The sequence below is a fragment of the Amphritea sp. 1_MG-2023 genome, from assembly GCF_030547545.1.
Taxonomy (GTDB): domain Bacteria; phylum Pseudomonadota; class Gammaproteobacteria; order Pseudomonadales; family Balneatricaceae; genus Amphritea.
The window spans coordinates 42,614-64,780 of record NZ_JAUOQE010000015.1 but is presented as its reverse complement, the minus strand read 5'-3'; the positions used below and the strand labels follow the sequence as shown (position 1 = coordinate 64,780).

15 protein-coding genes are annotated in these 22,167 nt (G+C 47.8%); 7 read left to right on the top strand and 8 right to left on the bottom strand.

The window, feature by feature from the left end; translation table 11 throughout:
- Positions 1–29: 29 nt before the first annotated feature.
- The gene (locus Q4488_RS09775) at positions 30–4,076 is read right to left on the bottom strand and encodes a PAS domain-containing protein (RefSeq protein ID WP_303580294.1); all 4,047 of its coding nucleotides are present in this window, start codon (positions 4,074–4,076) and stop codon (positions 30–32) included.
- A gap of 297 nt (positions 4,077–4,373) precedes the next feature.
- Here Q4488_RS09775 and Q4488_RS09770 point away from each other — a divergent pair, with 297 nt between their 5' ends.
- Genes Q4488_RS09770 through Q4488_RS09760 form a run of 3 tightly spaced genes read left to right on the top strand, consistent with a single transcriptional unit; the run spans position 4,374 to position 9,974 of the window.
- Positions 4,374–7,391, top strand: a complete 3,018-nt coding sequence (locus Q4488_RS09770; protein ID WP_303580293.1) for a chemotaxis protein CheB — start codon at positions 4,374–4,376, stop codon at positions 7,389–7,391.
- A gap of 27 nt (positions 7,392–7,418) precedes the next feature.
- Positions 7,419–9,509 (top strand): bifunctional diguanylate cyclase/phosphodiesterase, encoded by a 2,091-nt coding sequence (locus Q4488_RS09765; RefSeq protein WP_303580292.1) that lies wholly within the window; start codon positions 7,419–7,421, stop codon positions 9,507–9,509.
- A 24-nt stretch (positions 9,510–9,533) separates the two neighbouring features.
- Complete coding sequence (locus Q4488_RS09760) at positions 9,534–9,974, top strand: two-component system response regulator (RefSeq protein ID WP_303580291.1); 441 nt, start codon at positions 9,534–9,536, stop codon at positions 9,972–9,974.
- 119 nt (positions 9,975–10,093) lie between these two features.
- On the opposite strand, the gene Q4488_RS09755 is transcribed toward Q4488_RS09760, so the two are convergent.
- Positions 10,094–10,543 carry a TerB family tellurite resistance protein gene (locus Q4488_RS09755; protein WP_303580290.1) on the bottom strand — a complete coding sequence of 150 codons (450 nt, stop codon included), beginning with the start codon at positions 10,541–10,543 and terminating at the stop codon, positions 10,094–10,096.
- 200 nt (positions 10,544–10,743) lie between these two features.
- On the opposite strand from Q4488_RS09755, the gene Q4488_RS09750 reads away from it, so the two are divergent.
- Genes Q4488_RS09750 through Q4488_RS09740 form a run of 3 tightly spaced genes read left to right on the top strand, consistent with a single transcriptional unit; the run spans position 10,744 to position 13,966 of the window.
- Positions 10,744–11,247 carry a MarR family winged helix-turn-helix transcriptional regulator gene (locus Q4488_RS09750; RefSeq protein ID WP_303580289.1) on the top strand — a complete coding sequence of 168 codons (504 nt, stop codon included), beginning with the start codon at positions 10,744–10,746 and terminating at the stop codon, positions 11,245–11,247.
- The gene (locus Q4488_RS09745) at positions 11,244–12,452 is read left to right on the top strand and encodes an HlyD family efflux transporter periplasmic adaptor subunit (RefSeq protein WP_303580288.1); all 1,209 of its coding nucleotides are present in this window, start codon (positions 11,244–11,246) and stop codon (positions 12,450–12,452) included. Before Q4488_RS09750 ends, Q4488_RS09745 begins: the two co-directional genes overlap by 4 nt.
- Positions 12,449–13,966, top strand: coding sequence for a DHA2 family efflux MFS transporter permease subunit (locus Q4488_RS09740; RefSeq protein WP_303580287.1), 1,518 nt, complete (start codon positions 12,449–12,451; stop codon positions 13,964–13,966). Before Q4488_RS09745 ends, Q4488_RS09740 begins: the two co-directional genes overlap by 4 nt.
- A gap of 65 nt (positions 13,967–14,031) precedes the next feature.
- Here the strand turns inward: Q4488_RS09740 and Q4488_RS09735 are convergent, their stop codons facing one another.
- From Q4488_RS09735 to Q4488_RS09710, 6 genes are all read right to left on the bottom strand, one after another.
- Positions 14,032–14,991 (bottom strand): isopenicillin N synthase family oxygenase, encoded by a 960-nt coding sequence (locus Q4488_RS09735; protein ID WP_303580286.1) that lies wholly within the window; start codon positions 14,989–14,991, stop codon positions 14,032–14,034.
- A gap of 67 nt (positions 14,992–15,058) precedes the next feature.
- On the bottom strand, positions 15,059–16,147 hold the full coding sequence (locus Q4488_RS09730; protein ID WP_303580285.1) for a BMP family ABC transporter substrate-binding protein: 1,089 nt from the start codon (positions 16,145–16,147) through the stop codon (positions 15,059–15,061).
- 255 nt (positions 16,148–16,402) lie between these two features.
- Complete coding sequence (locus Q4488_RS09725; protein ID WP_303580284.1) at positions 16,403–17,329, bottom strand: ABC transporter permease; 927 nt, start codon at positions 17,327–17,329, stop codon at positions 16,403–16,405.
- 4 nt (positions 17,330–17,333) lie between these two features.
- Positions 17,334–18,443: an ABC transporter permease gene (locus Q4488_RS09720; RefSeq protein ID WP_303580283.1), complete on the bottom strand. Its 1,110-nt coding sequence runs from the start codon at positions 18,441–18,443 to the stop codon at positions 17,334–17,336.
- A complete protein-coding gene (locus tag Q4488_RS09715) occupies positions 18,440–19,984 on the bottom strand; it encodes an ABC transporter ATP-binding protein (protein WP_303580282.1) in 1,545 nt (514 codons plus the stop codon). Before Q4488_RS09715 ends, Q4488_RS09720 begins: the two co-directional genes overlap by 4 nt.
- A gap of 315 nt (positions 19,985–20,299) precedes the next feature.
- Positions 20,300–20,956: a TetR/AcrR family transcriptional regulator gene (locus Q4488_RS09710; protein WP_303580281.1), complete on the bottom strand. Its 657-nt coding sequence runs from the start codon at positions 20,954–20,956 to the stop codon at positions 20,300–20,302.
- Positions 20,957–21,224: 268 nt separating this feature from the next.
- Between Q4488_RS09710 and rfbD the strand changes: the two genes are divergently transcribed.
- Positions 21,225–22,157 carry a dTDP-4-dehydrorhamnose reductase gene (gene rfbD / locus Q4488_RS09705; protein ID WP_303580280.1) on the top strand — a complete coding sequence of 311 codons (933 nt, stop codon included), beginning with the start codon at positions 21,225–21,227 and terminating at the stop codon, positions 22,155–22,157.
- Positions 22,158–22,167 lie beyond the last annotated feature (10 nt).

The following is a 22,167-nucleotide window of genomic DNA, read 5'->3' as shown; positions in this document are numbered from 1 at the left end:
AGCCTAGGGTGTTCAATATAGGCTGCGACTTAGATGAGAGAATCTATCAGTTCAAGGGCGTCATCGTAATCAAATGACAGTAATGCCGCGGATATTTTTTGGCCAACCACCGCGTGACCCTTAGCGGTTAGCAAGATATCCAGTTGTTTGCGTTGTTGTGAGCTTATATAGGCGTGTAGGGTTAATTTCTCTTTGAGATCTAACAGTAGCTGACGCTGTGATTCGCTAATCGCGGTATCGTCAGCGGGGTTTTCTGTGGTTTGCTGGTCGCACATCAGCAGTGATAATTTTTGATAGTGACGTTGAAATAGACCGAGCAAGGCGATTGCATTGTCTTGTCGCTCCTCATCGGTGTGCAACTGTTCCTGTCTTTCTGCCAGTCGTGAGAGTTCGGTATCTCCGATGTTAAGCGTGGCCCCCTTGAGTTTATGGGCTAGTCGTTTTATTGCTGACTGATCCTGTGCGCGCAGGGCTTCCGAGAATTGCGTATCAAAGCCATCAAAGCCAGCGATGAAGCTGTTGATGCAGGTGTGCAGAATCTCTTTATCACCGTTCATCCGCATCAGCACTTGACGATGATTGATAAAACTAGGCAATCGCCAATCATTTTCCGCAGGGCTGATCGTCGTGACGCTGGAGGTGTTTGCAATGATGCCAGTAATATCGTGGCGCTGCAGAGCATTGATGAAATGTTGCAGATGAAATGGCTTGGTTAGATATTCATCCATGCCCGCGAGCTTACCTGCACTTTGATCTTCTTCCATCACCGATGCCGAGAGCGCAAAAATTAGCGGTTGTGTTATCTGCGGTAACTGTCGAATGGCCTGAGTGGTTTCTAGCCCGCTCATGCCTTCCATATGAATATCCATTAGCACAACATCAACTGGCTGTTGTCGTACTAAGGCTAAGGCTTCAGCACCGGAGCTAACCTGTTGTAGTTGAATACCTAGCGGATTGAGTAGGCCCTTGATGACATCCTGATTAAGTTGTACATCATCGACTGATAAGACTTTCAGATCTGGGTATTGCACTTTATCAGACACGTCAATACTGTTCGATGGAATGACCTTTTCGCTTAGCTCATTAAGTGCGTTGTAGAGTCGTGAAGGGGTGAGTGGTTTAGTCAGCGTGTGTATGCCCAAGTCTTGTAACGTATAGCGCAGAGACGAGGCATGGCTGGCAGACAGAAACGTCAGCGTGCTTTGCAAAATGATCGCCTTGGAACGATTGTTTTTGGCAAAGAGACTGAGAAATAACTGCTGATTTTGAGGGGTTAAATCCGTCAGTAATGCAAAGGCTTTATGCTGTTGTATCTGCGCGGCAACGCTATCAAATGCTTCAGTGAGACCCGCTGCAATGCGCAGATTGACTCCCCAATGTTCAAAATGGGTTTGAATCATGTTGCTAATGTCGCTGGATTCAGTGACTAAAATCGCCTCCAGGGGAGCGGCTATTCGAAGATCCTGTAATGCTGGGCTTTCTATCTGTTGGGTAATGGGAATGGTGACGCTGAAGGTTGAACCTTTTCCGAGTTCGCTGTGGACAGTAATATGACCACCGAGCAGCGAAACGAGACGCTTACAGATGGAGAGGCCGAGACCGGTACCGCCATAGCGCCGAGTAGTACTCTCATCGGCTTGTGTAAATTCATTAAATATTAGCGTCTGCTGTTCTGAGCTGATGCCAATACCGGTATCGCTAACATCGATATTCAGGCGGTAACTCGATGGAGTAAAGTGATCGGGCCTGAAGCTGACGTTGATGTGATCGCCAGGAGAGGAGAATTTAATCGCGTTACCCACGAGATTTGAGAGTATCTGTCCTAGCCGAAGTTGATCCGTATAAATCGACAGCGGCATGGCGGGATCAACGTTAACATTGAGGCTGAGTTGCTGCTCTTCTGCGGTGATCGCAAATAGGTCGACGGACTCCTGAATAATGTATTCCAGTAAGCAGTCAGATTGCTTGAGATCTAAGTTACCGGAGTCGATACGGGAGATATCTAAAATGTCATTGAGAATGTTTAGCAGACGTTCGGAAGCCGTGTAGGCTTTATCGGCATAGGAGAGCTGCTCGGGATCGAGAGGTGCCTGACGTAATAGACTTAGCATGCCCATCACACCGTTCATCGGGGTACGAATTTCATGACTCATGTTGGCCAAGAAACGGGATTTTGCATCGGCGAGTTGACGGACATTTTTCACTTCAGAATGTAGTTGACGGTTAGAATCTTTCAATTGCTGAGTCAGTAGCTGAACATCGGTCACATCATGATTAACGCCCACTATTTTTAGTTTATCGGGGCTGGAGTGCGTGGCAACGCCGTAGGCTTTGATCCAAATCGTTTCACCCGAAGGGCGTATGATGCGATAGGTTTCATTAAAAATAGAGCCGGTTTTAATCGCCTCAGAAAATTGCTCTTTTACGTGTTGCACATCGTTTGGATGAATCAGCTTTAGCCATTGATGAATGTGCATCGCGCCCGATTGTTTGCTTAGGCCGTGCACTTGATACATTCGCTTATCCCAGACAAATACTTGGTTATCAACCGCGTATTCCCAGATACCGATTCCCGCTGAATCGGTTGCTGCCTGGAGGCGTGCCAATACTTTCAGTTGTGATGCTTGGCTCGCTTCTAGCTTGTTGGTCAGTTGTTTCTTCTCCTCTTCAAGGGTTTGTTCATAATTCAGACTCGATTGAATGTCAGAGCTGGAGCCAAACCACCGCAAGATATTGCCATTCTCCGCAGTTAGTGCGCGGGCACGGTTATCAAACATACGATAGCGTCCTTCGCGTGAGCGGATTCGGAAACGACACTCAAAGTCTTGGCCTGATTGCAGGCAATCTTGCCAGCTATCCATCAACAAGGCTTTATCATCAGGGTGAACAAATTCATACCAGCCGCTGCCTTTTAATGCGGTACGCGGTGCGCCGGTATAGGTGGTCCAGGTTTGACTGATAAAGTCGAAGCTACCTTGTGCATCGCAGGTCCAGGTTAGCTGAGGCAGAAAATCGGCGAGATCTTTGAGGCGATTAAGTTCTTGTTGATCGGTTTTGTTGAGAAAGATTAATCGCTGATAGCGTTGTGTTAGGCGAACCAGCCATAAGAGGGCGCCGGCAGAACCGATGAGTAATATCGCCAGCACCCATAGATTGAGAAAGCGGGACTGATTGAGGGTCGCGGTCATATAGGCTGGGGGGAAGCGTCGAATAAAGATTAACTCTTCATTGAAATGTAATTGTCGGCTATCTTTGAAGTGATCACTGAAATGCTCCGCAATGATCAACTCGAGATCGCTCTGCATGTTATAGAACTTGTGATCCGTTAAGATCGAGTGTGTTAGCTCCTGGGGTAGGTAAGCATCAATTTTATGTGATTGCCCCAGCATGAAGCCCCATTCTAGGTTTTTTTGGGGGCCAATTAGCCAGTCACCGTTACCATTAATCAGCCAGCTATTGGCGCGTTCGCTAAAATGAGAGGTGATGCGATCTAATAACTCAGTCGCATCGAGGTTGATAATAATAAAGCCGTGTTCCAGTCTGAGCGCGAGTCTGAGTACTGGACGATGGGGCACTTCAAGCACCCCTTTTTCGATATTTAGCTCGAATTTAGAGATGTAATATTCCCCCGGATTCAGCTGTAAAACATCTTCTACGTAACGCTGTGCAGATTTGTTTTGCAGCTGATGATGAGGCACTTGAATAATCTCTCCATCGGATTGATTGATTCTCAACAGCTCTATCCCGGCAGATGATAGGTGTCGTAACTGACGATATTCAGGATGTGCTTTGGCGAGTGTCATCAGGCTTAAGACTTTTTCTGCGTTGCTATGTTCGGCGTTGATAATACTGGCCATCGCTGTCAGGGAGTTCAGCGCTTTTTCAAGGTTGTGTCGAAAAGAGATCACTTGCTCGGAGAGTACGTCTTGTTCCTCGTTAATGACCCGTTCCTGTATCCCTTGAGTTCGATGCGCATCAATGAGGTAAAACAGGGAGAGCAGCAAAGCAACGATCATGACCGCCGTCATTTCGGGGAGTCGATAAACAAGACGCTTAATGGTTTTTGTTTCAAACATAGAACGTTTATCCGTGTGGATCACTTGCTGAAAGATTGAGACATTAACACTGACTGCCGCTAGTAAGATAATAAATGAGTTATATTTTTATATCGAAGCCAAAAATTAAAGTGAGATTGGGCTGTTTATATCATGAGAGAAGCGGTTAATGATGAATCTCATCCATTTTTGAGGGGGTTTTCCTGTTTAATGGTATCATTGTCGATGATATGTCAGTATTAAACTCCGCTTGTAAAGGATCCAATCAGATGATGGGTTAATCCTCGATGTAAGCATAGTGAAGAGATGGACCGTAAAATGAAAGAATCATCTGAGCAAAAATCCCAGCAAATGCCGTTAGAGGCATCATCTGAATTAATTGTTGTGGGTGTCGGTGCGAGTGCCGGGGGGTTAGAAGCATTGCAGGCGATGGTGACGCACCTGCCCGTTGATACCAATATGAGTTTTATTATTGCTCAGCATCTTTCGCCATCTTATGAAAGTATGATGGTGGATCTGCTCGAGAAAGATTCCACCCTGCCTGTGAGCTCGGCAAAAGATGGCATCACACTCAAACCTAATAGCATCTACGTCTGTCCCCCTAACTATAATATTGAGTTGGGCGATAACAACACCATTAAACTGATTTCATACCCCGATGTTCGCCTGAAGCCTCGTCCGTCTGTGGATATGCTCTTTGAATCAATCGCCTTGGGCAAAGGCGAGCATGCGATCGGGATTGTCTTATCAGGCACGGGCAGCGATGGTGCGCGGGGTATTCGTGCCATTAAAGCCGAAAACGGCTTAGGAATTGTTCAAGATCCATCGAATGCGAAGTACGATGGTATGCCGAATTCCGCCATTAATACGGGAAACGTCGATCTGATTGTGCCCGCCGTTCAGATAGGCGAAGAGCTGATAAATTACCTGATGTTTCCGGGAGTTAGACGGAGTAATCAGGATGAGGCGATCCCGCAGGATGTTTATAATCAGATTATTCGGCTGTTAAAAGTCCACTGTAAGGTGGATTTCTCACTGTATAAAGATAGCACGATCATTCGGCGCATCGAGCGGCGTATGACAACCCTGAAAATCGCCACCTCAGAGAAGTACTTGGATCACCTCAATGATCATCCGGAGGAAGTGACGTTTCTGTTCAATGATATGTTGATTGGGGTAACGTCATTCTATCGTGATATTCGGGCATTCGATTTATTGCGTGAAGAGCTGACCAGCTATATTCGAAAGAAAAAGGATAAAACGCTGCGTATTTGGTCTGTCGGCTGCTCGACCGGTGAAGAACCATATACGCTGGCGATGATGGTCAGCGATATACTGGGTAAAAACCTTAAAGACTATAAAATTCAAATCTTTGCCACGGATATTGATAAAAGAGCGATCGATTATGCTCGCAACGGTATTTATCCGGAAGTCGCGATAAAGAACCTACCCAGAAATATGCAAAGCAGCTATCTGTCTGTTAACGGCGATCAGTTCGAAGTGAGTAAAGCGATTAAATCATTAGTGATTTTTTCGGTACATGATATCAATAATGATCCGCCATTTTTACGCCTCGATCTGATTACTTGCCGTAACTTGATGATCTACTTTACGGTAGAACTACAGCGACAACTGTTACCTACATTCCATTATGCCTTGAACGATAATGCATTGTTGATGCTCGGGCAGTCTGAATCGATCGGTGTGTTTCAGGAACATTATCGACCCTTGACGAAAACTGGCAAGCTCTATGAAAGTATCTATGTTGGCAAAAAATTACCCCCTGATCGAAGAACCAAGCGCCTTCAGACTGCGGATAATTATGTCGAGGTGGATATTACTGCTACACCGGTTGCGAGTAGTGGTAAAAAGCAGGTCGATACGTTTGCGCAAATCATCGTTAAGAAGTTGCAGCAACTGCTATTACCCAATGCGATTTTACTGAATGATAACTTCGATATCATCTATACCGAGGGCAAAAACCCTTTACTGGTTAGGCCCGAAGGGCTGCCGACCAACAGCATCTATAAGAACATTCATCCTCAGCTGTCTATCGATTTGCGCTCCGCTATTCATGGAATCGAGTGCGGTAAACCCGTCATGGACACCGGCTTTCAACGTCTGGTTTTAGATGGAGAAGAGGCTTGGGTCAAGTTAATACTGATTAGCGCCGTTGATAAAAGTATATCCAGTAAGCTGACAGTTATGTTCTGTCAGATAGAGAAAACCACCGACCTTCCGGTCAGCCAATATCAGGAGGGGTCGAGTGAAGAATCAAGCAAATATGTGGTGCAGGAACAGCAGCGTATATTGGCGAAAACCAAGGAACAATTACAGGATGTGATTGAAGAGCTCGAAGCATCGAATGAAGAGATGCAATCAATGAATGAAGAGTTGCAAAGTTCCAATGAAGAGTTGCAAAGCTCCAATGAAGAACTTGAAACCACGAACGAAGAACTGCAATCCACCAACGAAGAGCTACAGACGGCTTATTCAGAACTCCGTGCGGCTTACGATGATAAAGAGTTGCAACAGAAAGAGTTGTTGCAGTTACGTAATGAGTTGCAGCAGACCAACGGCTTGCTTGAAGAAGCGGAGCGTATAGGGCAAACCGGATCGTGGTTATGGGATGTCGTTAATCGCAAGATGACCTGGAGTCGGGGTAGTTATCGTATTTTTGGCTTGGATGAAAAGTTTTTCCATCCCTCTTTTGAGGCATTTATTGGTTTGGCGCATCCGGATGAACGCAGTCGTCTAGAAGATCATCTAACCGATATGTTGCGCAATAAAGAGAAACAACCTTTTATATTTAAAGCACTGAATGATAAGAAAGAAATTATCGTTATATCGCTAGAGGCGATGATCTCGTTTAACGATCTGAAGCAAGCGGTCAAGGTGATGGGGAGTATGACCGACATCACCGAGAAGGTGGTTTATGAAACCAAGACCAGTATTCATAAGGATAAAGTTAACTATATTCTTAATAGCAGTCTGAATGCGACCTATCTGTTTAATCTTGAGAGCGAGCGAGTGGAATACATCAATCCCGCCTTTAGCGATCTTCTAGGCTATCGTTTAAAAGATTTAGCTGCTTATACCGGCGATGCCTTCTTTGCGCTGTTCCACCCTGATGATCAGGTCAAAGCGCGGGAAACGTTTGCACACTTGAAGCATGGTGGTGTGGGTGATGTGCAGGCGGTTAGCTGTCGCTTTAAAATACTGAACTCCGATGATTATCTGCCACTGCATACTAATCAGACGGTGTCTGATATTGATGAGGTGACGGGACAAGTCAAACAGCTATTGATCACTTTCTTTCGTTCAGAGGCCGTTTAAATGACCCAGCCGTTGGGGGAGAGATTCATGAAACAGGTTGATGATAGTGCGCAGGCGTACTTGATGGATCATGACCCCGCCTCGTTGGAACAGTTCTTAACGCAGTTGCAACAGTCTGAACTGTTGTTAGATCAATTACCGATACCCTATCTGATTTTGGATGAAAAGCTAAACATAGTGTTTTGTACCTATGAGTTTGCCTCTCTTCTGGGATTGTCGCTAAAGAGTATTGATCCTTTTAAGCCGAGGCAAACGTTCGCCAAGTATATTAATAGTAATCTTCGCGCCTTTATTGACTGGATCGCTGATGAACATAGCATTCAGGGCTTTGAAATCCTTTTACATACATCGCTTGAGGCGCGCTTTATTGCTTTTCGCAGGACGCAATCGTTTGGGAGAAAGAAACTCTATCACCTGAAATGTGTCCCCAGTGAACAGTTTCTCCTGTTGAACTCAGAGGTGAATGTTTATAAAACGGTTTTTAATCATGTCGATAAAGCGGTCTTTATCACGGATCAGAACGGTAAAATTCAAACGGTAAATCCTAAATTTACCGAACTCTTAGGCTATGAAGCCAGAGTCGCCGTTGGCCGTCGTTTTGATTATTTGTTCGATGATAAGGGGCGTCTTGTCAGGGATGAAATTGAGATCAAATTGCTGGAACAGAATCGCTGGCGGGGCCGAGTGTCGCTCATCACTCAAAGTCAGGGGACGATGACTTTTAGCCTTAGTGTTATCCTACCGGCCGCCAATGTCGAGCAACTTGAGCGGGTTGAGCGGGTGTATATTGCCGAGAGTATTGAGGATCAACTCGACCTTGAAGACGAATTGAAAAAACGGGCAGAAACGGATGCGCTGACGCAGTTACATAATCGGACGGCATTTAATCGTTATTTTACGTCTGCGTTTACTGAGGCGCAGCGTACAGGCGATAAGTTATCTTTAATGTTTATTGATCTGGATAGTTTTAAACGTCTCAATGACAGCTATGGTCATGATAAAGGCGATATGCTGCTGAAAATGTTGAGTGAGCGTTTACTGAATTGTATCCGCTCGAGTGATTTTGTGGCTCGCTTAGGGGGGGATGAGTTTATCATCATGCTTGAAGGCGAAATGGAAGAACGTTTTTTAGCCGGTATTGCTGAGAAAATTTTGGCAGCGATCAATGCGCCGTTTCAACTCGGCGATTTGCTGTATCAGAGTTCCGTGAGTATTGGTATAGCTGCGTATCCTCAGGATGCGCTGGATGAAAGCGGTTTGTTGCGAGCCGCCGATAGCGCGATGTATGTGGCGAAGAAGAACGGCCGTAATCGGTTTCATTTTTATGATAATACCGAGTTAAAGCATGAAAATAAGGGCCCTGAAATTCGCGATGAGATAACGCAAGCATTAGCTAGCGGTGCTATAAAAGCATTCTATCAGCCGATTCATAATATAGAGACGGGTCGAGTGGTTGGCTTTGAAGCATTAGCGCGGTTGGTATTGTCTGATGATGATATTCGTCTGCCGGGCTATTTTTTGCCGCATATTCAGGGTGATGCGTTGATGCTTCAGCTGGGGATGCATATCGCGTCGTTAGTGTTTGCGATGGCGGATATCTTGGTGGCTCGAGGGTATGAGACGTATATTACGCTTAATCTATCGGCCGATCAGTTACGTTCCGTTAAGCTAATTGATCATCTAGAATTATTGACCACCAATCATCCCACTGGACGGTCACTGGTTAAAGTCGAGATCACCGAGGTGGTGTTGTTTGAAGATGATGAGCAGGTGGCTCTTAATATCGAAAAGCTGATCGGGCTGGGTCTCGACATTGTATTGGATGATTTTGGTACTGGGTACGCCTCCATTCTGGCGTTAAAGAAGTTTAACTTCTCAGCGATCAAAATCGATCGAAACTTCATAAGAGATATCCAAAATCCTAAAAGTGTGAGTTTATTAGAAGGGATGATTTCACTGTTACAAAGCCTGAGTCTTGATATCGTTTGTGAAGGCATTGAACAGGAGTCTCAGCTACAATTTTTGAGAGAGCATGGCTGCACCTTGGGACAAGGGTTTTACTATGCCAAAGCATTTCCGAAAACGAAGTTGTTAAAATATTATCGCGATCACTGTTGATGCGTCAGTTTTTCAGGAGAGACGATGTTAAATAAAAAGCCACGGATACTCATTGTTGATGATGAACCCTCAACGATTGAATTGCTTTGCGCTTTGTTAGATGCGAGTGCGGAACTGTCTATTGCGATTACGGCAGAGAAGGCCTTAGCGCTGGCTCAGGCTCAGTTGCCAGACCTTATCTTGCTGGATATCGAGTTACCTGACGGTAGTGGGTTTGATGTTTGTCAGCAATTACGTAGAGCATCCGATACGGCGCATATCCCCATCATTTTTCTGACCGCTTTTACAGATATTATGTTCGAAGCACGGGCTTTTGATGTCGGTGCAGTCGATTTTATTACCAAACCAGCCAGCCCGTTTCGTGTCATTATGAGGGCGAATGCCCATCTTAAAGAAGAGCTGAAAATATCCAGAGATCATATACGTCAGATTGCCCAGGGTATTATGCCTCCGCAGTCTGAGTGATAGATTAATCCAAGTGTCTGAGAAACCCTGTTTGCGTTAGGGAGTTAGGATTCGAGCGACGCCTCTTGGTTTATGTGATGCCTGACCGATATCGGTGTTAATCCTTTGCACGGTGTCAATTATGTTTCGGATACCCTGAGTTTGGCATTAATAAAATCTCGGTGTGATACATGAATAAGGTCGGCTATGCGGCGAATCACGTGCTCTTCGTAATGATGTAGTTCACCGTCGGCATAAGCGACCCGCCAGAGGTTCTCGATGAGCGTTACTTTTTCGTCAGGCTTACACAGCTCATTGATCTGTGAAGTGAAACGAAAGTAATCGGTGGCATCATGCTGCGCTTTTTCGGCCTGAGTGAGTAGTGCTTGCGCGGTGGCTTGATTGAGTGAAAAGGTATTTTTTAATACATCTATCAGGGTATCGTTTTCTTCGGGTTTGCGTTCATAATCAGAGATTAGCACTTCAACCATCAAGGCCGCCGAGGCCAGTGAAAGCAGGGCTTGTGGATTTTCATCGGCATCCGTTTCGGGTAAAAAGGCTGCCAGAAAGGATTTTAGCTTGGCTATCATTATCATTTCTCCAGTACCGCCAGTAGACAAACAATCGTCGGTATAAGTTCCGGTATACGTTGTTATATCATGACCGATGGTTATCAGTTCAATTGTTCGTATCCGTTAAAGCATTTTTGACAAAATTTAGCTGCCATGGCAGTATTTTATTTTCTTTTAGCTGCCTAGGCAGTTAAATGACGTTTATCAGAGCATATCTCATGATCCATTTTAACGAAGACAATGTGCCTACACGGCTGAGCATTGCGCATCTTATTTTTCTCTTGAATCAGCACAAAGACAGATTATTGGAGAAATACCTTAAGCCGTTCAATATCACTGGGCCTCAGTTTCGGGTGATGCGATTGATTATGGTCGAGGGTATCGAGACCCCCTCAGAATTAACTCGATTACTGTCGATTGATAGTGGTGCGATGACGCGAATGCTAGATCGGCTCGAGCAGCGCAATATTTTGGTCCGTGAGCGCTGTCCCCATGATCGTCGGCAGGTGCGCCTAAAACCGACAGCAGAAGGGCTTGCATTGAGCGATCAGGTACAGGGTCTCGCCGCAGATTTACTGAATGAGCTGACCGCTGAACTCAGTCACGATGAATTAAATGAGCTAGATCGGCTAGTCCGTAAAATGTTGGTGCCGACGGGCCTATTAGACGAGCCTAAGCAGCAGACAAACCTGAATCAAGAAGAGTGCGGAAGTCAGTCATGAATGACAGTAATGCTCCGGTCGAAAGTCGGCCAGCTTCAGCTAAACGTAGTCGCCTGATCTTACTGAGCGGCTTATTTTTTATTGTGCTTATTATCGGTGTCTCGGTGTTTGCCTATGAACACCTTTATGGTCGTTTTTACGAAGCGACGGAGGATGCCTATGTCGATGGTAATCGGGTGCAGATTGGCTCGGGTATTAACGGCACAGTGATTCGTATTAATGCGGATGACGGCGATTATGTTGAACAGGGGCAGGTGTTAGTTGAGTTGGATCCGAGTGATACGGCTATTGCGCTTGCTGCAGCGCAGGCCGATCTGGCGGCGACGGTACGAGAAGTGCGAGGCTTGTTTTCCAGCGTGGCTAACCACCGCGCTCAATTAGCCACCCGTCAACTCGAACGGCAGCAGGCTTATAGTGATTTTAATCGTCGGGATAAGCTGGCAGCGGCGGGCGTGTTGTCGCAAGAAGCAATGTCTCATTCTCGGGATGCATTGGGTCAAACGGAGAATGCACTCATTATTGCGCGTCAGCAGCTGTCGAGGTCGCAAGCGCTGGTGGAGGGGACTAGCCTCGAGACGCATCCACAAGTACAAGCGGCCCGCGCGAAATTGCATCAAGCCTATATTAATCATGCGCGTACCCATCTGTTGGCGCCGGTGAGCGGTTATGTGGCACAACGGCGTGTTCAGCCGGGGGCGCGAGTGGCGGCAGGGCAGGCATTGATGGCGGTGATACCATTGCATCAAGTATGGATTGAAGCGAACTTTAAAGAGACGCAAATGCGGCAGATGCAGATTGGTCAGGCGGTGGATATTACGGCTGATCTGTATGGCAGTGATGTGCATTATCAAGGACACATTGAAAGTTTAGGCGTGGGCACGGGCGGTGCTTTTGCGTTGCTGCCGGCACAGAATGCCAGCGGTAACTGGATTAAAATTGTTCAGCGGGTACCGGTACGAATCGGTTTACAGCCAGAGGCGTTGCAGACGCACCCATTACGTTTAGGCATGTCGACCAGGGTTGAAGTCGATCTGCATCAGCAGGATGGAGATGTGTTGGCGCGTCGGGCAGACCCTACTGCGCGCTACACGACCGATATCTATGACAACCTGCTACAAGAAGCCGATCAACTTGCGACGCAATTGATTCAGGCGAATAGTACGGCATCGATAGAACATAGTAGCGCGGTATCGCAGATCCAATGAGTGCGATCAGATTTGTGCCAGCCAATTTGGTACTCGCTACGATTGGTTTAGCGTTGGCGACCTTTATGCAGGTGTTAGATACTACGATTGCCAATGTTGCACTGACATCGATCACAGGGAATCTCGGGGCCAGCAGTGAGCAGGGCACTTGGGTGATTACCTCGTTTGCCGTCTGTAATGCGATTGCATTGCCGTTAACCGGTTGGATGGCACGTCGTGTTGGCGAAGTGCGTTTGTTCATTGGTTCGGTTTGTCTCTTTATGTTCACCTCTTTTTTGTGTGGTATCGCCACGTCTCTGCCGGAGTTAGTGTTCTTTCGTGCGCTACAGGGGTTTGTTGCCGGGCCACTTTATCCCATCGCGCAGACGTTACTGATTGCCATCTATCCTGCGGCACGGCGCGGTATGGCATTGTCGCTGTTAGCCATGGTTGCGGTGGTGGCTCCGATTCTGGGGCCTATTTCTGGAGGCTGGTTAACCGATAATTATTCTTGGCCGTGGATCTTCTTTATCAATTTGCCTATCGGTCTATTTGCGGCGCTGGTGGTTTGGTCGCAGTTACGCAATCGGCCGGAAGAGACTGAACAGAAGCCGATCGATTATGTTGGGCTTGCCCTGCTGGTGTTAGGTGTGGGTCTACTGCAGGTGGTGCTCGATAAGGGTAATGATCTCGACTGGTTTGAATCAGAATTTATTATCTACAGTGCGGCGATCGCGGTCATTGCGTTAATGGCGATGCTAATCTGGGAGATGACCGAGGAACACCCCGTGATTAACTTGAGGCTGTTCAAGCATCGTAACTTTACCTTTGGCACGATTGTGTTGGTGCTGGGCTATTCCGCCTTTTTTGGGCTCAACTTGCTGTTACCGGTGTGGCTACAAACACGTATGGGTTATACCGCGGTTTGGGCGGGGTTGGCCGCAGCGCCGATCGGTATCGTGCCGGTGATACTCTCGCCCATCGTAGGGCGGTTTGGCTATAAAGTGGATATGCGATTACTCACCAGCCTTGCGTTTCTCGCCATGGCGCTATCCAGTTTTGGCCGGGCCGAGTTCACCTTAGGGGTGGATTATTATCATATCGCGATGATTCAGTTAGCCATGGGGTTAGGTGTGGCGCTGTTCTTTATGCCTGCGACGACTATCTTACTGTCGAGCTTATCGCCTCGAGAGATTGCTGATGGTTCCGGCTTGGCGACATTTTTACGTGTGCTTGGCGGTAGCTTTGCTTCATCGTTGACCACTTGGTGGTGGCATCGTCAGGCCGCGGTGGAGCATGCACGGCTGACTGAGCATATCACTCCATACAGTGCTGCAACGCAACACTATCTGGATCAACTAGGTGGGCCGACATTGCAGCATTACGGACGTCTTGAAGAGTTACTCGAGTCGCAGGCGTATATGATCTCGACGGTTGATTATTTTGCCTTGCTGGGATGGATCTTCTTGGCGCTCATGGCGGCGGTTTGGTTTGCTAAACCGCCGTTTCTATCCGCCGTTTCTATCCGCCGCTAAGGGACGTTAATGAAGTAAATTAAGCGGTGAGTCTGCGAGCTTGACGGGCGGCATACAACACCGCTTTAAGCCTTTTCTTCGCCGCGATAGGCGTAGGTGTTATTGAAGCAGTAAATCATCCACTCACCAGCTGAAATGGGTTCATATTTAGGGGGAGTCCCTGGTAAACTGCAGTTTTCTAAACAGCTAACGTCGGTGTCAAAGTCGGGTTCGACAAAAAAAGGCATGGAGTAGCGTTCGCGGCCACTCGGGCTAAATACGCGGTGCGGCGTCGATTTATAACGATCGTTGCTCCAACGCGCCATCATATTGCCGATATTAATAACAAAAGCACCATCGATGGGCGGTGCATCAATCCAGTTACCGTTGCTGTCTTGTACTTGCAAACCACCGGTTTCATCCTGCCAGAGAATCGTAATGCAGCCATAATCGGTATGCGCTCCTGCGCCGATATGCGGTGCGCCATCCGTGGATACTTCGGGATAGTGAATAAAGCGCAAGACACTCAATGGATGTTCAAACTTATCCTCAAAGAAGGCTTTATCGATGCCTAAAGCCATCGCCAGTGCGCTGAGGATGGTTTTGCCTAAGGCTAGCATATCCCAATAATGACGTTCCATTTTTTGCTGGAAATCCGGCGGCGTGAGAGGATATTGATTCGGTCCGTAAAGTGGCCGCTCTGAGCCAATCAGGGGGTGATCGGCGGGAAGGTTTAACGCCATATCGAAGGTTTCTTTGATATCACTCGGGTGATGCGGATCGAGTTGTTCTGCCTTCATGCGGCCATAACCACGATGATTGCTTGAGCGAGTGATATCAATGGTTAATTTTTCGGCTTCAGGAAGGGCAAAAAAAGCGGCCGACAGGGCGCGCATCTCATCGATACGGGCCTGACTAATGGGGTGTCCCTGAATATAGAAAAAGCCACTTTCTCGGCAGGCGGTATCGATTGCATGAGCGACCTTCAGTTGTTCCGCTTTATCGTCGGAATAGAAGCTCGAAATATTGATCAGAGGAATGTTCATAGCAGTATCGGTCATTAGTGAAAGGAGACTGACCACCATCGGTGATAGTGGTCATAGGGTAGCGGGTTTACTGCGGAATATCAGACTCAATGCCTTCGACATACCAGTTCATTTTTTCCAGCTCTGCGTAAGTCATACGCGCACCTTCCGGCACCATTAACTGACCGGCTTTGTTTTTAATCGGACCGGCAAAGGGGTAAACACTGCCATCTTTAATGCCCGCAATTAATTCTTCTGCGTGAGCGATTACATCGCCAGGGATGCTTTCATTGAAGCTTGGAATCACGATAGCCCCCTCTTTCATCCCTTCGACATTCGCTTTGGGTTTCCAAGTATCGTTCATGACCGCATTAACGGTATTGATATAGTGAGGGCCCCACTCATCAACAACCGATAGCAGGTGCGCCTTAGGGCCGAATGATGACATATCCGATGCCTGACCAACGGCATAGGCGCCACGGCGTTCTGCTGCTTGCATCGCGGCGGGGCTATCGGTGTGTTGGAGAATAACATCGACACCCTGATCCATCATCGCATTGGCGGCATCGGCTTCTTTACCTGGATCAAACCAGCTATTCACCCAGATGATTTTTAATTCGGCGTCTGGATTATATTTATTGAGAGACAACTGCACCGCATTGATATCACGAATGACTTCAGGGATAGGGAATGAGGCGATATAGCCTATTTTGTTACTTTTGGTGACTTGTGAAGCGACATAGCCGGCTACGTAACGACCTTCGAACGTGGTGGAGATATAGGTGCCGACATTTTTCGCCATTTTGTAGCCGGTTGCGTGTTCAAATACCACATTAGGAAACTGTTTAGCGACCTTCAGAGTGGGGTTCATGAAGCCAAACGAGGTCGTGAAGATGAGTTCGTGTCCTGTTTTGGCGAGGTTATAAATGACTCGCTGAGCATCAGCACCTTCGGCCACGTTTTCAACGTAGGTGGTTTTAACCTTGTCTCCAAATTCGGCTTCCACAGATAAGCGCCCTTGATCATGCTGATAAGACCAACCGTGATCACCAATCGGGCCGACATAAACAAAGCCGACTTTGAGCGGATCAGCGGCTTGCACAGAAAGCGATAAGGCGGTCATGCATACACCGGCGGTAAGCCCGGCAACCAGTTTATTAAATTGACGACGTTTCATGCGTCCTTCTCCTGTTGAGACATTGATTAGCGACAGGCTAAAAAGTTGACCGGTGGGTCAGCTATGGTTATATAAGCAAAAATCCGACCAACTCAATATTATCGCCGTTAACGTGGTGAATTCCGTATCATCGGGTTGATAGTAGATCATTAGTAAGCCATTCCGAACGGCTGTCATTACGTTTAGTTGCTCCTAAATAGTGCGTAACGCTTAAACTATTGTAGCGGTTTTCATAAAACAGGGCGTTGCTCTGTTCTAGCCTTTGGCGTAAAAGGGTTTTCCTAGCGACATGGGCGCCACCAATCGGCTTCGAGTTTGATTGCTTGAGAGTATGACGAGCACCACAACGGTGGCTAAATACGGCAATATGGCCAGTAGATTAGGCGATACGGCAAAGCCAAGCCCTTGAAAGACTAAGTGTAGAATACTGGCTAAGCCAAACAACCAGGCACCCAGCAGTACGCGGCCTACTTTCCAGCTCGCAAAGACAACCAGGGCTAACGCAATCCAGCCGCGTCCAGCGGACATATTTTCAGCCCACAGCGGAGTATAGGCCAAGGATAGATAGCCGCCGGCTAATCCCGCCATAGCGCCGCCAAAAATAATCGCCAGATAGCGGGTTTTCATGACCGGTAAACCAATCGCATTGGCGGCATGAGGGTTTTCGCCGACGGCTTTAAGTATTAGCCCCGGGCGAGACGTGTTAATAAACCAATAGACCGCCCCAAACAAGAGGAAGGAGAGGTAGACGACAAGGTCCTGACCAAACAGCATCCGCCCAACAATGGGTAGATCGGTGAGGCCTGCAATAAACACAGGATCGAGTCCGGTAATCGGTTTACCCACAAAATCACTGCCAATAAAGGCGGATAGGCCGGTACCGAATATGGTCAGTGCTAGCCCAGAAGCAACCTGATTGGCACTCAGTTCCATGGTGATTAAGCCGAAGATGAGTGACATCAACACGCCGGCTAGCATCGCCAGTAGGAACCCCAGTAACAGGCTGCCGGTGGTTAAGGCGACAATAAAGCCGATCACAGCGCCCATCAACATCATGCCTTCTTGTCCTAAGTTGAGCACGCCGCTTTTTTCGCATACCAGTTCACCCAAGGCGACAATCAATAGCGGCGTACCCGTGCGGATCATGGCGTAGAGTATGTTGGTAATTAGATCGATATCCATGGTCTTATCCTTGAGTCTCAGACGCTAATGTTGATAAGCGAGGCGATGTGGTTATTTTCTTGGGCTTCAGGCGGATACGGAAAGAGATCAGCACATCACAGGCCAATAAGTAGAATAGCAACATGCCTTGAAACAGACCGGTGAGGGCCAGCGGTAAGCCTAGGCTAATTTGCGCCATTTCACCGCCCATATATAGCAGCGCCATTAATAAGCTCGCCAGTAAAATCCCCAGCGGATGAAGGCGACCTAGAAAAGCCACAATAATCGCGGCGTAACCGTAACCGGGTGAGATTTGTGGAATTAACTGACCTATCGGGCCGGCGACTTCGCCCACGCCAGCGAGACCTGCTAAGCCACCACTGAGTAATAGCGCAAAATAGGTGAGACGCTTCTCTTTGAAGCCTGATAGACGGGCGGCACCCGTATCCATGCCCATGACTTTAATTTGAAAGCCATAAAAACTGCGACTCATTAATACCCACACCGCCACAACGGCGAATAAGGCGAGCGCCATACCAAAATGTACCCGCGTATTGTCAATTAATATGGGCAGTAATGCGGCATCACCAAACAGGGCTGATTCGGGGAAGTTATAGCCATCAGGGTCTTTGAGCGGCCCATGCACGGCCCATAGGAGAATATTTAAGGCGATATAGTTCATCATGATGGTGGTGAGTATTTCATTGGTGTTGAAACGAACTTTCAACAGCGCGGCAATTCCCGACCAGCACATCCCGCCAAGGACGCCCGCGATGAGCACTAGAGGCAATACCCAGAACGCCTCGACCTCAATGAACTGTAACGCCATATAGCTCCCGAATAAGCCACCCATTAATAGCTGACCTTCGGCGCCGATATTCCATATTTTCGCTTTGAAGACCACCGACAGGCCTATCGCACAGAGCAGAATAGGGGCGGTTTTAACGCACAGTTCAGCCAGACCATGGGTGTCTGAGATGGGTACGTAGAGAATGGTGATCAGCGCTTCGACAGGATCAACGCCCAGCAGCGTGAAGAGGATCAAACCGGTTAACATGGTTAGCAGCGCGGCTAATACCGGTGATAGATAAGCCATTGTGCTGGAGCGTTCACCGCGCGGTTCCAGTTTAATCATGAGTTGACCCTCTCGTTGCTGTTGGATGGGCTAAAGTCGCCTGCCATCATTCTGCCTAACTGCTCGATGGAGGATTCAGGCGTTGGTTTTATGGGGGACAGTGCGCCATCACAGATGGCACCGATACGATCCGAAATGAGGAACAGCTCATCGATATCCTCAGACACCACCAGAATGGCCGCGCCTTGATCGCGCAATTGAATCAGTGCTTTATGAATCGCCGTGGCGGCACCGATATCAACGCCCCATGTTGGATGGGCGGCGATCAGAATGCGAGGGTTTTGCATGATCTCCCGTCCGATAATGAATTTTTGTAGATTGCCGCCGGATAAACTGTCGGCTTGCGCCTGACGTCCCGCTGTTTTGACCTTATATTGCGCGATAATGTTATCGGCAAACGTTTCTGCTTTTTGCCATGCCACCATGCCTTTGCTAACCATACCGGTGAGAAACCCTGTGAGCAGCGCGTTTTCAGTCAGGCTCATTTCCGGAACCGCACCACGTCCTAGACGCTCTTCTGGCACAAAGGCGAGACCCCATTGGCGGCGCTGATCGGGCGGCTGAGTACCCATCGGTGTTTGAGCAAAGGTAATCGTACGCTCATCCTGACACGGAAGTTCTCCACTCAGGCTGGCGAGTAACTCCTCTTGACCATTGCCCGCGACACCGGCAATGCCGACAATTTCACCGGCATTAACCGTTAGGTTGATATGCTTGAGGTCAACCCCGAAAGGGTCGGGGCTAGCACGGTTGAGATCGATGATCTTGAGTAAGGGCGTGCTACCCTGTCTTTTCGGGTAGGTGGTGCTGATAGGCGTGTCATCACCCACCATCAGCCTAGCCATACTGGTGGTATCCTCATCGGCGGGTATGCATTCCCCCGAGACTTGGCCGGCCCGTAACACGGTCGCTTTATGGCACAGGGCTTTGACTTCGTTGAGTTTATGGCTGATAAAAAGAATTGAACAGCCTTCATTGGCGAGTTGTCGTAGAGTAATGAAGAGGGTATCGACCTCTTGTGGTGTCAACACCGATGTCGGTTCATCAAGGATGAGTAATTGAATGTCTTGCACTAGGCAGCGGACGATTTCAACTCGTTGACGCTCACCCACGGAGAGCGTGTGTATCTCGCGGTCAGGGTTGATCGCCATACCGTATTTTTCTGACACCGCGCGAATCTTTTCAGCCAAGGCATTTAGTTCACCGGCTTCATTGCCGAGTGCTAGAGCGATGTTTTCGGTAACGGTTAGGGTTTCAAACAGGGAAAAGTGTTGAAAGACCATACCGATTCCTAGCTGACGCGCATGCGCTGGGTCTTTGACCTCAATCGGTAAACCATCCCAGAGAATCTCGCCTTGATCGGGTTTAACTAAGCCGTAAATAACTTTCATCAGGGTGCTTTTACCCGCACCATTCTCACCTAGCAGCGCATGAATCTCGGCGGCAGCGATATCTAGATGGATATCATCATTGGCTAGGCAGCCGGGATATTGTTTACTGATGCCGCGTAACGTTAGTCGCGGAGGGAGTGTGTGCTGCACGCTGGCTACCTCGCCTCTATAGAGAGCTAAAAGAAAACTATACTCAAACGGGATGCTCGAGTCGCCTATGACTGAAACAAAAGCAAAAAGCTGGCCAATCGGTCAAAAAATATTAGATTATTCAGCTTGACGTAGTTAGTGGCGCATCCTCATGGGCAGTATTAGCCGATAGAAGAGTAGAACAGGGAGCGATGATAATGCGTCAAGCGATGATCGCACCAGATTAACTCGCCGTTGAAATTAGCGCGCACTCTCATGATGCGTTAGTGATTTTAACTGAGCCATTGGTTTGTAAGCAATCTAGGCTTGGCGATTTTAGTTGGCGGCGGTGATGCCGCAGCCTTTCAGAATAATGTGTGTGAGGGTGCTGATCGCCTGCTCGTAGTCACGGTTATCGAGTTGTTGTTTGCCTAGTGCGGAAGATACTTGCAGGGCAAAGTCAGCATAGTGCTGTGTACTCGACCAGAGAAGAAAAATAAGATGACTTGGGGCAATCTCTTTATCGAGCTTACCCTGTTGTTGCCATTGCTCGAAAACCGCCGTGCGAGATCGAAACCAAGCTTCATACCCTTCACTAAAATAGTCGTTTAAATTAGCGCCACCGCTAATAATCTCACTCGCAAAGATGCGCGAAGCTAATGGGTGATCCCTAGAAAACTCGATCTTTTTTCGCAGATAATAGGTGAGGCTTTCGATTGCGTCATCTTCGGGCTTCAGGTGGCTGAGTGTGCCATCCCATAGATCAATAATATCGCTGAGGACGGCAAAATAAAGCCCCAGTTTATTTTTAAAATAGTAATGGATATTGGCTTTCGGCAAGTTGGCTCGTACAGCGATCTCTCTAATACTGGCCCCTTTATATCCACAGGCGGCAAACTCATGCTCTGCTGCCGCTAGAATCCGTTGCTCGTTTTGCTGACGAATGCGGCCTGCGGGCTTTTCGCCGGTGTGTGAATTGATGTCTAACGGCATGACAGGGTCTCAGGTAACAAAGTGATGGCGAATTATAGCGTAAAAAAAACATCCGTCAGGCGAGCGGCGGCTATTTTATTGCGTATTGACTGTATTCCTGGCTGTGATTGAGGTGAATGAAGGGTAGGGCGGTGTTAAAAACGCCTCAGATGACGCTATGCTGTCTCATAATTGAAGTAACATGACGCGAGGGTGATCTTTTTTATACGGTCGATATACAGTTATGATATCGTTTCACTGAAACTTTACAGTTGGGGTCAAGAGCTTAATGACACAGGATTTTCTGACCACGCCGGCAAAAATATTGATTACTGGGGTGGATGGCCAGATTGGCTATTTTTTAAATCAGGCAGCACAGGCAGACCCTTTTTTCTCCGTGGTTGCCTTTACGGATGCCAAGCTGGATATCAGTCATCGTGCGCAGGTGCAAAAACAGCTAGATGAACATCAGCCCGATTATGTCATTAATACCACCGGTTTTAATGCGGTTGACCGAGCAGAAGCCTCTGCGGAACGTTGTTTTGCGTTAAATCGTGATGCGGTGGAAAATTTGGCGTTAGCCTGTGGTGATTTGTCGATCCCGCTGATTCATCTATCATCTGATTATGTTTTTGATGGTCACTATGCCAGCGGCTACACCGAAGATGATCAAGCGCACCCGCTTGGACTCTATGGCGAGAGTAAGTGGCAGGGTGAAGAGTTGTTACGGACGGCATTGCCACAGCATGTGATTCTTCGGGTGAGTTGGGTGTTCAGTACCATCGGTGATAATTTTATGCGCCGTGCACTGCTACAAGCTAGACAAGAAGAGGAAATATCCGCCGCGGATGATCGGCGCGGCTGCCCCACCTCCGCCAACGATATTGCTCGAGTCATTATCGCGATTTTGAAGCAGTTACATAATGGCGCAGAAAACTGGGGCACTTATCACTATTGCTGTGCCGAGGTAACCACCCGTTATGGCTTTACTGAGGCGGTTTTAGCCGCCGCAGGGCAATATGAGAAGCTTAAGGTCGATAAGCTGATTCCGATTAGTTCATCAGATATGGGTAGCGATGCTGAGCGTCCGGCCTCTTCTGTGTTGGTGTGTAGTAAACTATTGAATCATTTTGGGATTCGACAGCGCCCTTGGCGAAGTCAGCTAGTGGCGATGATTCGCGAACAGTATCAAAACGAAGAGATTAGTCATATTTCGGCTTAGTTTCACCAAG